The organism is Bacillus sp. NSP9.1 (assembly GCF_000465465.2).
In the GTDB taxonomy this organism is placed as follows: domain Bacteria; phylum Bacillota; class Bacilli; order Bacillales; family Bacillaceae; genus Bacillus; species Bacillus sonorensis_A.
On record NZ_CP048273.1, the window covers coordinates 664,488 to 679,189 of the forward strand.

The following is a 14,702-nucleotide window of genomic DNA, read 5'->3' on the forward strand; positions in this document are numbered from 1 at the left end:
TTATTCACTAGTTCTAATGATATAATTTTGAAAAGGAGCGCAAAAATGATGAAAATTTGTACGATGGGACTTGGTTATATTGGGTTGCCGACATCTATTATGTTCGCTAAACACAACGTTGAAGTCGTAGGTGTTGATATTAAACAGGAAGTAATAGACTCATTGAATGCAGGATTCATTCATATCGAGGAGCCGGGCCTGCAGGAAGCCTTAAATGAGGTCATTCAAAATGGGACTTTTAAAGCCTCATTGATGCCGGAGGAAGCTGAAGCGTTCATTATCTCAGTACCCACCCCTAACCGTAATGATGAACATAAATCCTGTGATTTAACTTATGTTCTGGATGCCGTTAAGACGGTTCTTCCATTTGTCCAAAAGGGCAACGTTATTATTGTTGAATCAACAATCGGACCAAGAAGTATGGATGACTTTGTGAAACCTCTGGTGGAAGACGCCGGTTTTGTCATTGGTGAAGATGTATACTTGGTTCACTGTCCTGAAAGGGTGCTTCCCGGGCAGATTCTTCACGAATTAGTATATAATAATCGTATTGTGGGTGGAATTACACCAGCTTGTACTGAAGCTGGAGCAAAAGTTTACAGCACTTTTGTGAAAGGCGAGATTATTAGAACAAACGCTAAAACAGCAGAAATGTCTAAGCTGATGGAGAATACATTTAGGGATGTAAATATTGCTTTAGCCAATGAGCTTACAAAAGTATGTAACGAACTTGAGATAGATGCACTTGACGTTATTGAAATGGCAAATAAACATCCAAGAGTCAATTTACATACACCTGGACCAGGTGTAGGAGGCCATTGTCTGGCTGTTGACCCTTATTTTATTGTCGCTAAAGCCCCGGAAACTGCGAGATTGATTGACCTTTCACGTTCCATTAATACTTCAATGCCTTACTATGTAGTAGAGAATGTCAATACATTGATGGAAAAGGCGAAAGGACAGACTATTACCGTGTTTGGCCTCACTTATAAAGGAAATGTAGATGATATCAGAGAAAGCCCGGCTATGGAAATTTTAGAAATCTTAAAAGAACAAGGGAAATATGAAGTCAGAGCTTATGATCCGTATGTTAAAAAGGATTTCGTTGTCGATGACATCGAGGAAGCAGTAGATCATTCAGATTTAATTTTAATTTTATCTGACCATGATGCATTTAAAGAATTAGACTGGTCCCATTTGTCTAAAATGTCGACTAAGCAAATTTTTGATACGAAAAATGTCGTGAAAAATCGTTCAAATGATTTTAAATATATCAATTTTGGAAACCTTCATGAGTCATTAAATGAAGAGACGGTATTGGTATAGTTCATCAAAGCATTGTTCCGAACTGCTATGACATAAAGTGAATCGCAACAACTAGGAGGCAAAGCATTGAAAAAAATAAAAGTTATGACCATATTCGGGACTCGGCCGGAAGCAATCAAAATGGCCCCGCTTGTCCTTGAACTCAATAAATATCCCGATCACATCGAGTCTTTCGTAACCGTTACTGCTCAGCATAGGGAGATGCTTGACCAAGTCCTCAGTGCTTTTGACATTCAGCCTGATTTTGATTTGAATATTATGAAAGACAGGCAGACGCTGGCTGACATTACCACACGCGCATTGACGAAATTAAATCATTTGTTAATAGAGCAAAAGCCGGATGTTGTGCTTGTACATGGTGACACAACAACTACTTTTGTCGGCAGCCTTGCTGCATTTTATAATCAAATCTCTGTTGGGCATGTAGAAGCGGGATTGAGAACGCGAAACAAATATTCTCCTTTTCCTGAGGAAATCAACCGCCAGATTACGGGTGTGATTGCCGATTTGCATTTTGCCCCTACAGAAAAATCAAAACAGAACCTTTTAGAGGAAAACAAAGATCCTGCACAAATCTATGTGACAGGAAACACGGCGATCGATGCTCTTAAAACGACTGTCCGGGATGATTATCATCATGAAGTTCTTGATCGGCTGGGCGATGACAGGATGATTCTTTTGACTGCTCATCGAAGGGAAAACATTGGGGAACCTATGGAAAATATGTTTCGAGCGATCAAAAGAATCGTTGAAGAGCATCAAGATGTTCAAGTTGTTTATCCTGTTCACTTGAACCCTGTTGTAAGGGAAACAGCTGAAAAAATATTGGGAAGCCTGGACCGCGTTCATTTAATTGAACCTTTAGAAGTGATTGACTTCCACAACTTCGCTTCAAAATCATATTTAATTTTAACCGATTCAGGAGGGGTGCAGGAAGAAGCTCCTTCGTTAGGGAAGCCTGTTCTTGTTTTACGGGATACAACGGAAAGACCTGAAGGAATCGAAGCAGGGACATTAAAGCTTGCCGGCATAGAAGAAGATGTGATTTACAGGCTGACAAAACAGCTACTGACAGATGAGGAAGAATATAAAAGAATGTCAAAGGCTTCTAACCCTTATGGAGATGGACATGCGTCCAAACGTATTGTTGAAGCTCTTCTCAGATATTTTTCATGAACACATGGATAGTCTGCCAAACGGCAGACTATCCTCATTGATTAGGATCCAGTTTTATATTCCCTCACTTATGCAGAGAAGGAGGAAGATGATTTGAAACCTGTTTTCTCGGAAACAGCTCCGAACGCAAACGAAAAAAACAACGAATTTTTAGATTTAGACGACAATAATCCAATAAAATGGGAATACACATCGGCTGTGGGGGATCATATTTTAATTGCTGTAAAATCAAGTAATCTTGGTGATGCATACTTGTCTGCTATTGGAAAAAAAGTCGTTTATTTAAGGCATGACCTTGAAGAAGAGGGAGAAACAAGTAGTGAGAAATTTGACACCATTCTATTGGGAGATCTTCTAAAGGCCGTATTTGATTCTGAAAGATATATTGAACGATTAACCCCATATTTGTCATCGAACGGAAGTTTTGTTCTATGGTCATTTATAGAAAACCTAAATCTCAATAATCTCCTGAATTTAGTCATAACATCTTTTCAGCTCGGATTTAATGTTAAAGTTCACGGCGGAAACAAATGGCTTGGATTAAAACTGCAACGAGCAAATGACACGGCCGTCAACGATTTATCAGAAACAATCTGCAGTGTGATCGATACCCTTAATCTTCATGAGAGAAAAAAAATTCAGCCGTATGAGAAGCAGATATCTTCATTGCTTAATGAAGTGACAGCACTGAAAAAAGATCTCGTCGATGCATATAAGAAGGAAGAAAAATTATTACAGCAGCAAAAGAAAACGGACAAGCAAACGAAGTATCTGGAGAGGCGTTATCAAGCACTCTCTTCGTCAAAATTAGGACGTTTAACCCTTTTTTATTGGAAATTTAGAAAAAGAAGAGGTAATCGTTGATGTCGAATATTGATCAGCGTCTAACGACTATTAAACAAAAAATAGCTAGATTGACAAAGGAGATTGCCGTTGATAAAGCCGCTATAAGTGAGTTTAACAAAAAGAAGAATTTAGCGGTTTTAAATGACAGGAAAAACAAGCTTGCCAGCTTAAGAAATAGTCAAACGGCTAAAAGCGCACCAGCATCTAGTCAAAACAATATCATGACGCCGGCTGAAAAAGAAGCATACTTGCGGCTTTTGAAGAAAAATCACAAAAAAGGATATTATGAGGAAATTCAGGAGCAAATCAAACAACTTCCTGACAGCAATGGTTCAAGGTATTACAAGAAACTTGATTTACAAGTTGGAATTATTGCAGATGAATTCTTATTCAAAAGTTTGGAAGACGCTGCGGGTTTTCATTATATTACTTATGAAAACTATAAAAATTTTGCTGACAAAATTGACGTTTTTGTTCTTGCTACTGCTTGGAGAGGGCTTGATGGAGCATGGAAAGGCCTAGGGAATCCAAAAATCAAGAAAATACGGGATCGAATCCGCAGTATTATTGAATTTTATAGAAGCAAAAGCATTCCTATTGTCTTTTATTCAAAAGAAGATCCGGTTAATTATGAGTTTTATATCGACTTGGCTCAGCAAGCAGACCATATTTTTACTACGTGCCAAGAAGTTCTCGAAGACTATCGAAGGGACTGTCCTTCAGCAAAAACGTTTGATGTATTGGAATTTGGCGTTAACCCAATCTATCATAACCCGATCGGAACAAGAATGTTCAGAAGACAGGATATCTTATTTGCAGGGTCTTGGTATCATAAATATCCAAACAGACAGCATGACAGCCGAATTCTCTTCGATGGCGTATTGAATGCAGGCCGTGAATTGACCATTATTGACCGCAATTTTTCATTACAGCTTCCGGCTCACTTTTATCCAAAGGAATATGTTCCTTATGTTGTGCCGTCAACAGATCATGAAACTTTGCAAAAAATTCATAAGATGTATGATTTCACATTGAATTTAAACTCTGTAAAAGACAGCAACACAATGTTTGCCAACCGGGTTTATGAATTGCAGGCAATGGGTACAGTTGTGCTGTCCAACTACAGCATCGGAATTAACAGCAAATATCCTAACGTATTCCTGGCTCCATCTAAAGAAGAATTGACTGATTATCTAAACTCATTGTCTGCCAAAGAAACCTATGAATTGCAGATGCAAGGCGTCAGAAAAGTATTGAATGGGGAAACGGCATTTGACAGAGTAAGAAAAATAGCTCAAATCACGGGACTTGAAAAACATGAATTCAATAAAAAGATCCTTGTCGTAACAAAAGAAGATACGCCTGAAATGAGAGAACAGTTTAACCGTCAATCTTATCCTTACAAGACGTTTATGGTAGAAAAAGATGTAACGGAACAAATTTATGCTGAGCATGACATGGTTGCATTTTTCAGTGAGGATTACCGTTATGGAGAATATTATCTCGAGGACATGATCAACGGATTTAAATACACAGATTCAGACTATATTACAAAAGATGCTTACTACCGGTCGCCGCAAGAATATGTGCCTGGGGTAGAACATCACTATGTAAATGAAATGAAGGACCGTTATCGGACTTTGTTCTGGAGAGAATCGTTTGATTGGCAATCGTTAAAAGATATGCAGCCTGGCGAGCTTGAGAAGGGATATAGTGTTGATCCTTTAGAGATTTTGACTGCTCCGGAGAAAAAACAGGTGAAAGAAAACAAAACTTATAAGCTCTCGGTGATTGTACCAACCTATAATAATGGCGAGCATTTAAGGTATAAATGTTTTCAGAGTCTTTCCAGAAGCAGTATCTTTGAGGATATGGAGATCATTATCGTTGATGACGGATCAACAGACGGGTATACACCTTATGTCGTCAAAAGGCTGCAGGAACAATACCCCAATGTAAAAACGTATTTTTATCCGCAAGGAGGCAGCGGAAGCGCGTCAAGGCCAAGAAATAAAGGACTGGATCTGTCATCTTCGGAATGGGTAACATATCTTGACCCGGATAATGAAGCGATTAATGATGGCTATGCCGCCTTATTACAGGAGGCAAAAAAATCTTTATATGATATGGTCATCGGAGATATGGTGCGATTATCAGATAAAGAGCAGCTATTTTCCTACTATAAAACCATGATGGGGTTCAATAATGGCAAGGCATCTAGGAAGGGACCGCATGAGGAGTTTCTCAAAAAAACGTATTTTAAGGCGATGAGCATTCAGGCTCTTGTTGCTAACAGAGAATGGCTGGTGAATTCCGGCATTAAGATGGTTGAAGGTGCAATAGGGGAGGACACTCTCGTTTTTCATGAAATGATCCTCTCATCAAGGGCTTTTAAAGTCATTGATTTACCTATTCATATTTACTATGCAATGGTTGAAAATTCTTCAGTTAACAATATAAACAAAAGATTTTTTGAACGATATATGCTGCTTGAAAAAGCGCGGATTGCTTGGTTGTCAAAAGAAGAGCTATTAAAAGATTATCAAGATATTCGCCTTGAAAACTATGTGAAGAATTGGTATATGGCAAAACTGACCATGGTAAACGAAGAGGAAAAAGATGAAGCAAGAGATCTCTTAGTACAAATCCTAAGGTTGTACGAAGGAATGGATTGGAAAGATCAAGAGATTTTAAATTTGTTAAAATCATAAGTTTAGGTAAGGGGGGAATGTCTCCCCTTACCCTTGGTTTTTTTATGCTTATTCTGCCGTTCTCTCGTTTAAAATAGCTAACGTTTCTTCTTTACTCATAGGATTATGGCCCTGTTCTTCATCATAATAAAAATGACATTCAATTTTCTTTACATATGGTTTTTGTTTGGTGAGTTCAAACAATTCATTAATAAAAGGGTGAAAATGGCGGTAAACATCATGTTCACAGGCTAGATTTTGGTAATAAATGATATTGGGGATATAATTTATTTTTTTATAAAATTCCGGGATGTTCAACCTGTACTTTAAATGCTGTGGAAAATCATCCAAGCTCTTTTTTTTATATGACGTCTCAAGCATTTTCAAGACATGGCTTTGATAATAGTTGTAGACGATCGTTTGTGGATTGTTGACCAAGGCGGTTGAGCCTTTTAAGAGCCCGCTAAGGAATAGAGAGGTGAATCCACCGGCAGAGCTTCCATAAAAAGTTGTTTTCTCCGGTTTTATTTTTAACATATCAGCGATTTTGACCACGATATTTGAAATGGTCTCTAAATAAAAATGGTTTTCATCCCCTTGTCCCCAGCCGATATTGATATTTCCTAAATAAAGGGTTGGGTCATTATAAAATATGCTGGAGCAGGCAATTTCATCTGCCCACGAATGTCTGTGGAAAACAGGTAGTGTATGTTTTTTCGGATCGATCGCTCCGGACCCAAGAACCAGCAAAGTGTCGGAAGATGATTTTAAATTCAGAAAAAACTCAAAGTTAGTCTGTTTATGTTCTACAATTAATATGAATTTCTCATCAAAGGTGAGAGAGACATTTGATAAATTTTCCATTGTGGTAATTGTCTTTTTAATGTCCATAAAGTCCCCTTGTCATTATTTTTAATTAAAGATATCCGTATTCCTTTATTTTTGTCAAGATCGCCTGATTTAAACATGAACCTCCATTTTAATGGATGAAAGTCATTTTTATGACAAGAGTCATGGTTTTCTTCACATTTTTTTAATTGTTCCAAAAAAATAATAGTCTTTGCTCGAAATTTTGATATACTCGTAAATGTCGGTTAAACAAATCTTTTTGTAAGCCGATACAGAAAACTGAGAGATGAATAGAACATTAAAAAGAAGGGGGGAGTCTAGTGAGAAAAGTATCTTTAAAATTTGCAGTTGCTGTACTTTTTATCGGGATGTTGAGTTCGATCTTCGTCAATAAATCTTCAGGCTATACGGATACTTCTACATATAAAGTAGAGACGTCGGCTGCTTTTCTTGGACAGGAAGATGCTGAAAAAAATCTGCAGAAACTGAAAGCAAACACCGGCTGGAATGCTGCATATCAAAAAACAAACGATTATAAAAATGTTTATAACGTGTATTCCGGTGGGTTTCCGACAGAGTCGCGTGTCAAATCAAGCCTGCAAGAGTTTGAAAATAGCACAGGCATAAATGCCGATTACGTGCCAATCGGAACGAAAGATTACTATTATTATGTATCAAGCGGCGGTTTTTCAGGTAAATCGAAAACGGAATCAGTCGCTCAGTCTTTTACGAAGCAGACCGGATTATCTGCATCGGTGGAACCGATAAATACGACCAAGGACTATTATTATCAGATAGTCAGCGGCGGATTCGTCGGCGAATCTAAAGTAAAAGGTATTTTAAGTGATTTCAAGAATGAAACAGGAATCGATGGTACATATAAACCGATCGGTGATCCTGAAAAGTATTACACTTTGATAAGCGGCGGATTCAACGATGAGTCAAAAGTAAAGAATATTTTAAGCGATTTCGAGCAGAAAACCGGAATCAATGGGACATATAAGCCTGTGGGCGATCCCGAAAAATATTATATTCTGACGAGCGGCGGATTCAGCAGCGAGTCTGCTACCCAAGCCAACCTTGAAAAATTCGAAACTGAGACAGGCATTAAAGGCCGAGTACAGCCTGCAGGCGATCCTGTCGAATACTTCAACATCAGAACAGGCGGATTCGGAAGCGAGTCTCTTGTTAAAGCGTATATTCAAGAGATCAAAGAGGCCATCAACTTAACTGCTGAATATGAACAGGTGCCAAATTCCACGTCGTTTAGAATTTTATTTCATGATCTCAATTCCTCAGATCGGGAAAAGGCAGAACAGTATTTGACGGAGAAAAAATGGTGGTTTTCAACACAGAAAAGTGATAAACAAACGTATGAGCGCTACAAAATCGTTTCCGATCCCGTACTTGGAATGAGTGCTGTAAATAAGGGAGTAGAGTTCTTTCAAAAGAATTCATGGTATGTGTCTTATAAAGAAACAGGAGAACAAGCATATACTAAATTCAAGATCTATTCTGAACCGATTCTTGGTGATACTCTGCTTGCCAAAGGGTTAGATTTCTTCAAATCGAACAATTGGTATGTTGGTTATCAGGATACCGGAAAAACAGGATATACCCGCTTTAAAATATATTCCAATCCAGTACTGGGAATGGATCAAGTAAATAGAGGATTGGAATTTTTCAAAAAGAATTCATGGTATGCCGGCTATCAGAAGACCGGTGAAACCGGATATTCATCATACCGGGTAGTATCCGAGCAGATCTTGGGTAAGGCGCAAGCCCAAAAAGGACTGGAATTCTTCCAGAATAATGATTGGTGGGCTACAATTGTTAACACTGGAGAAGCCGGATATTCTAGCTACAGAATTGAAACCGGTATGAATTTGCTTTATGATGACTTGCTGAAAGCTCAAGCCTTCTTTAAGAAAAAAGGCTGGTGGAGCAGTTATACGAGCGAGCGACAATATCTTTATAAAATTGTCGTGAATAATATCCAGGGATACAATAATGCATCTGCGGTAGCCAATCAAATCAAAAGTGATTTTGGATGGTCTGTCAACATTGTGAAAATAAAAGACGGTCCGCAAATCATGTATACCGATTACGGCCTCACCCTCAGTGAAATGCTGCAAAAGCAAATGAGCGTGAACCCGCAGACCGACTCTCCGGGTTATGTATCGCTTTCTTATATCAATACGGCCAACAGTACTGTAACAGCAGACTACCTAAATGTAAGATCTTCGCCGAAAGTAGCAAGCAACAACATTGTAGGGCTGCTTGAAAAAGGCGACAAAGTCAGCATCGTCGGCACTGAAGGAAACTGGGCGAAAATCAACATGGGCTGGAGAAACGCTAGCGAAGATGAGACCGTCTATTATATTAATCCGAACAACTTTTCAATGGACAGCAAGTATTACTTCCAGTTCTTGAAATTGTCTCAATATGCAGGTCTATCAGCCAGTGAAATCAATAGCAAGATTTTAAAAGGTAAAGGAATTCTTGAAGGAAAAGGAGCAGCATTTGTAGAGGCATCCAAAAAATACAACATTAATGAATTGTATTTGATCTCTCATGCTCTTTTGGAAACCGGAAATGGAACTTCAGAATTAGCCAACGGTGTCAAATACAACGGTACAACGGTTTACAATATGTATGGCTATGGTGCATATGATTCCTGTGCGGTATCATGCGGCTCCAAAACAGCCTATGAGCAGGGGTGGGATACACCTGAAAAGGCGATCATCGGCGGAGCCGAACTGATCGGCAAAAACTATATCCACCGAAGCGGATTTCAGCAGGATACTCTGTTTAAAATGAGATGGGCTCCAACGGCGAGTCACCAATATGCAACAGATATCGGCTGGGCTTATAAACAAGTAAATCGGATGTACAGCTTGTACACGCTGCTGGACAACTATACGTTGTATTATGATATTCCTAAATATAAATAGGCAAAAAGATCAGACGCTTAAATGCGTCTGATCTTTATTTCTAATTAAAAAAGCCATTGTGGATGATGAACCATCACAATGGCTTTTTTCTTTATTTTTCATTTCTTATCATTAAAGTATGTTTTTCGTTATCCACTACAAACAGCTGCTTTTTTGTTTTGAAGAAGTATCGTTTATGATCGTTGTCAAACACAGCTTTCTTCTCAGGTAGAGATATTGTGGCCGGCTCGACAGCTTCAATGTCATGGAATATGATTGCTGCTGCTTGTTGCTTTTCAATGATATAGTCGACCTTTTCATAATCAAGACGAAGGCCCGTTCTTCCGTCATCATATTTGGCTTGTTTGATCCCTTGCAACGTCTGTTCTAGTGTCTGCTCACTTTCCCCTAAAAAGGAAAGGAAGTATTGGTAGGAAGACTTTGCTTTCTCGGAAAAGTAAGGCGAAAAAGCATTTGCAGTCAATGAAACAGTTTCCAGGTCTTTAGCTAAGGAAAGGCTGTTTTTTTTCACGAAATAATTCTTTCCGTTAAAATGAATTTGCGCAACTTTGGCATTTTGTGATGAAAGCGTAACTTCAGTTCCAAATGGCAAAGAAGCGGTCTTTTTTTGTTTTAAACTTTGATCACTGTATGTTGTAAGCTGCGCTGACTTGACATATGCCGGCTGATTGACCTTTGTTAAATCTTCTGTATTTGATTCAGCTTGGCGCTCCTCCGTTTTTTTAGCATCGTTTCCCGGAATAGCCCCGAAGGATGCGATTGTTCGCAGAGGTGTACTTACAAACATTGTTGCTGCTATTGCGATCAGCAAAATTGACAGAAGAGTGATTTGCACCGCATTCGCTATTGATTTCGGGTTTTTATTATGTTGCAATCGGCTTGTTCGTTCTTCTGCCTGATCTTTTTTACGCAGCTCGATCTGTTCTTGTTGATATTTCTTCTTTTCTTTTTTGGACAACTTATTAAACCAGTCAACAAACTCTTTATATTCCTCGACAACCTGTTTGGTTTCACCAAACATACGCATTTCGCCGTAATGCATCCAGGCAACGCGGTCACATAGCTTTTCTATTTGCCCAATGGAATGACTGACAAAGAAAATCGTTTTCCCGCGTTTTTTGAATTCAGTAATTCGATCAATGCATTTTTTGTAGAAGGTCTGGTCACCTACTGACAAGGCTTCGTCAATAATCAAAATATCCGGATCAATATGGGCTGATATCGCAAAGCCAAGACGGGATTTCATCCCGCTTGAATAGCTTTTGACCGGCTGATTGATGAAATCACCTATATCGGCAAACTCGACGATTTGATCATAAAGCTCATCAATCTCCTTGTTGGTCAGTCCCATCATCAAGCATTTCAGTCTGATATTATCCTTCCCGCTCAGCTGGTTGTTCAGCCCCGCCGAGATCGCAATAAGGGAAGGCTGGCCATTCATTTCGATTTCCCCGGTTGTCGGAGGAATGACCTTTGCCAGCAAGTTCGACATCGTCGATTTGCCGGAACCGTTGATTCCGACAAAACCAATCGTTTCTCCTTCATATACATCAAAGGAAACGTTTCGTACGGCAAAAAAGCCCTTTTCGTCTTGATTCGGGAAGAACAGACCTTTTATTTTATCAGACTGTTTCTCATATAGATGATACTTTTTTGAAACATTTCGAAACGAAACTTTTAGTTTCATCGTATAATCTCCTTACTATTTTAAAGAAAGTCAACAAACTTATCCCTAAATTTCATATGCAGGATTGAACCTACAGTTAATATAAGCAATGTGAAGACCCAGAAGTACAACATGTATTTAATATCCTCGAAAAACCAATGACCGTTTAAAAAGCTGTTCCTAAAGCCATCTATTATATAAAACAGCGGATTTAGTTTAAGAACCGCCAATACATGAGGTCTGTTGGCCAGGCTATGCGCCACATCCCAAAAAATCGGCAACAGGAAAAACAGCAGTCTTGTCCCTGCCTGAAGCAAAAACTGATAATCCCGCACCAAAACACTGATCGTCGAATTAAGCAAACTGAATGAAAACATAAACGCAATCATACAGAACAAGTAATAAAAATATTGCAGCCAATGCAACGTCGGAAAATGCCCGCTTCCTACAAGTATAAAAACATAGATCAACGTCATTCCAAAGTAGCTGAATAAGTTGGAAGCAATAACAACGGCAGGAAGAGAGCTGACCGGAAAATTCATTTTTGATACTAAATTGATTCTACGAAAAACACTGTTTGATCCGTCAAGAATTGTCGGGCTGATAAAGAACCAGGGAATGATACCGGCAAGCATCCAGATGATGAACGGATAGTGGTCGATATCTGCTCTAGTGCCCTTAATGCCAGTTCCAAAAACAAACCAATAGGCTAAAATCTGGATTAACGGGTTTAGAAACTGCCAAACAATCCCCAAATAATTCATTTGATATTTTGACTTTGTTTCATAAACCGCAAGCCGCATAATGAGCGGAAGCGAAGAAAATACTTCTTTCAGAACTTTTACCATAGCATTCATTCTAATCTTCCTTAGAGTTAAAGTTTTAGGTCTTTATTTTCAGAACGTTATTTTTAAAGTACCGCACTATATTGTATCAGATTTCGCTTTATTTTTCACTTTTAATCCGCTTTGTACATATTAACAGAGCTTCTTTTGTTTAACTGTTCACTCTAAACTAAAAAGCCAATGCAACCAATAAAGGTGTACATTGGCTTCCTTTTTAAGATCATTCAAAGACTGTTTTCACAACTTTTTCAGACGATTTTCCCGTCTCCAGATAGCAGAACTTCTCATAGAAAGGATCGAAAATATCCGGCAGCCTGTAATCCGGCGCTTCTGTTTCCCTGATTTTCTCGATCACTTCATCGGTCGTTTTCACCAAAGGACCGGGCGCTTCCTTTTCAAAATCAAAGTAGAAGCCGCGCAGCTTGTCGCGGTATGTTTCAATATCGGGAACGAAGAAAATCATCGGCCGCTTCAGATTTGCGAAATCAAAGAAAACGGAAGAATAGTCTGTAATGAGTAAATCGGACACCATATAGAGCTCGCGGATGTCTTCATATGACGAAAAATCGTACGCAAACCCTTTGTAAGGCTCAAGGTCAAAGTTTTCCGCCACCAAATAGTGCATTCTTAAGACGATCACATAGTCGTCGCCGATTTCCTCTCTCAGCCTGTCAAGATCCAGGTCAAGGTCAAACTTGTATTTCCCCTTTTTATAAAACTGATCATCCCGCCATGTCGGTGCATAAATGATCACCTTTTTATCGGACGGAAGCTGCATTTTCTCTTTTAATGCCCTGACCGTTTCCGGATTGTTGTCCGTATGGAGAAAGTCGTTTCTCGGATATCCGGATTCGATCATCGTTTTGTTAAATTGGAATGCACGGGCAAAGATCTCGGTTGAATATGCGTTCGGCGAAATCAGGTAATCCCATTTTGATGCTTCCGCCGTAAAATTCTTTTTGTATTTTTCCGTGTTTGTGCCCGGCATATGCACCTCTTCCATGTCGACGGCAAGCCGCTTCAAAGGCGTACCGTGCCATGTTTGAAGATATGTCGTGTGCCCGGGCTTTGGAATCCATAAAGGCAGGCGGCTGTTGACGACCCAGTACTCGGCTCTGGCCATGGCAAAGAGCCATTTGAAAGTAAACCTTTTAATATAAGGGATGCCTTTTTCTTCAAAGATATCGGTATAATCCGGGTTTACGCTCCAATACAATTTATATTCTGGATTGTTTTTCTTCATATATTCATATATTGCCCGCGGATTACAGCTGTACTGCTTTCCGGCGAAGCTTTCAAAGATGACGGTCTTCTTTTTGACAGGCAGTTTTCCCGCCAATCCGAAGGTGAAATAATATGCCTTTTTCACAGCTCTGCCGATTTTTTTCTTTAATCTGTTTTTTCTTCTGCGGACAAAGGAAACGGCTCTGTTTTTGTTTCCGACTACAAAATAAACGGCTCTTGTCTTCAGTGTGTAATCATTCATTCTTAAGCGCATTTTTCTTTTTTTCTTTTGCGGGTAGACATGAAAACGCGCAAGACCCTTTTCCGTTTCAAGAATCGAAAACTGGTTTGTTTGCGGATTCGCTTTGTTTTTCAGCAGCAGAGCTTTGCTTCGTTTGACAACTTCCTCCCCGGTTTCAGGGTCCTTGCCGATAAATTCGATATGAAATTGGAACGTAGCCGGCATGACATTTTTTTCATAAAAGTTTTTGAGATCTATTTGGACTTTAAATCCGGCAGATTCCTCGTCTTCCAGAGGGAATTCGAATTCTCTTTTCTCCTCGGCTTCGTTGATTTCTTTTAAAACAAGACGTCTATTCTTAACAGAAACCTTTCCATGCTCATTCAGCAAAAATGCATATCCTTTAAGGAATAGGCTGCCTTCTGGGTTTAGGTTCATATCGCTCACTTCAGCCACTGCTTTTTTTGGCAGAACTTTCAAAGAGAAATTCCCTTTTTTTGTCGTATAGGGGAGGAAGAATACACGTTTTTGTTCATCCCATTTCCAAGATAGTTCAATCGGCTGAAAGTTTGTCTTCATTCTTTTTTTCAGAACGTTGTCATCATTGTTCCGGCCTGTGACGTAGAAATCGAGACAGCCTTTGTCATTGACGTGTTTTGAAAGATCTTTTAAGTGAAGGGCTGAATGGTATCTACCTGTTTCAAGCCCATCTATTTTTTTACACGGAACTGACAGCTCTTCCTTTGTTTTACGGTTTACTGCCAGAAGGCTGATTTCTTCTGCGGAAATTGAATGTTGCAAAGAGAAATCGAGGTGAAGCTGCCAACCCTCAATTTTTAGATTCATTAAATCGCATGTTATTGGAACTTCGTTAACCATAAAATA

Annotated in this window: 9 protein-coding genes; 5 read left to right on the forward strand and 4 right to left on the reverse strand. The window is 39.1% G+C overall.

What is annotated here, in order from left to right; translation table 11 throughout:
* The first annotated feature begins 48 nt into the window (after positions 1-48).
* The 4 genes from M654_RS03260 (at position 49) to M654_RS03275 (ending at position 6,059) form a co-directional block, all read left to right on the forward strand.
* Complete coding sequence (locus M654_RS03260; protein WP_026588978.1) at positions 49-1,326, forward strand: nucleotide sugar dehydrogenase; 1,278 nt, start codon at positions 49-51, stop codon at positions 1,324-1,326.
* A 66-nt stretch (positions 1,327-1,392) separates the two neighbouring features.
* A complete protein-coding gene (gene wecB, locus M654_RS03265; RefSeq protein ID WP_026588977.1) occupies positions 1,393-2,502 on the forward strand; it encodes a non-hydrolyzing UDP-N-acetylglucosamine 2-epimerase in 1,110 nt (369 codons plus the stop codon).
* A gap of 93 nt (positions 2,503-2,595) precedes the next feature.
* Positions 2,596-3,366, forward strand: a complete 771-nt coding sequence (locus M654_RS03270; RefSeq protein WP_035428523.1) for a hypothetical protein — start codon at positions 2,596-2,598, stop codon at positions 3,364-3,366.
* Positions 3,366-6,059 (forward strand): glycosyltransferase, encoded by a 2,694-nt coding sequence (locus M654_RS03275; RefSeq protein WP_026588975.1) that lies wholly within the window; start codon positions 3,366-3,368, stop codon positions 6,057-6,059. The genes M654_RS03270 and M654_RS03275 overlap by 1 nt, the downstream gene beginning before the upstream one ends.
* A 48-nt stretch (positions 6,060-6,107) precedes the next feature.
* Here the strand turns inward: M654_RS03275 and M654_RS03280 are convergent, their stop codons facing one another.
* Positions 6,108-6,929 carry a hypothetical protein gene (locus M654_RS03280; RefSeq protein ID WP_051290438.1) on the reverse strand — a complete coding sequence of 274 codons (822 nt, stop codon included), beginning with the start codon at positions 6,927-6,929 and terminating at the stop codon, positions 6,108-6,110.
* A gap of 278 nt (positions 6,930-7,207) precedes the next feature.
* Between M654_RS03280 and M654_RS03285 the strand changes: the two genes are divergently transcribed.
* Positions 7,208-9,841: an SPOR domain-containing protein gene (locus tag M654_RS03285; protein ID WP_026588973.1), complete on the forward strand. Its 2,634-nt coding sequence runs from the start codon at positions 7,208-7,210 to the stop codon at positions 9,839-9,841.
* Between the two features lie 91 nt (positions 9,842-9,932).
* Here M654_RS03285 and tagH read toward each other — a convergent pair whose 3' ends face one another.
* The 3 genes from tagH to M654_RS03300 form a co-directional block, all read right to left on the reverse strand.
* Positions 9,933-11,528, reverse strand: a complete 1,596-nt coding sequence (gene tagH / locus M654_RS03290; protein ID WP_026588972.1) for a teichoic acids export ABC transporter ATP-binding subunit TagH — start codon at positions 11,526-11,528, stop codon at positions 9,933-9,935.
* A 20-nt stretch (positions 11,529-11,548) separates the two neighbouring features.
* On the reverse strand, positions 11,549-12,364 hold the full coding sequence (locus M654_RS03295; RefSeq protein WP_026588971.1) for an ABC transporter permease: 816 nt from the start codon (positions 12,362-12,364) through the stop codon (positions 11,549-11,551).
* A gap of 208 nt (positions 12,365-12,572) precedes the next feature.
* Positions 12,573-14,696: a CDP-glycerol glycerophosphotransferase family protein gene (locus M654_RS03300; RefSeq protein WP_026588970.1), complete on the reverse strand. Its 2,124-nt coding sequence runs from the start codon at positions 14,694-14,696 to the stop codon at positions 12,573-12,575.
* Positions 14,697-14,702: the final 6 nt, after the last annotated feature.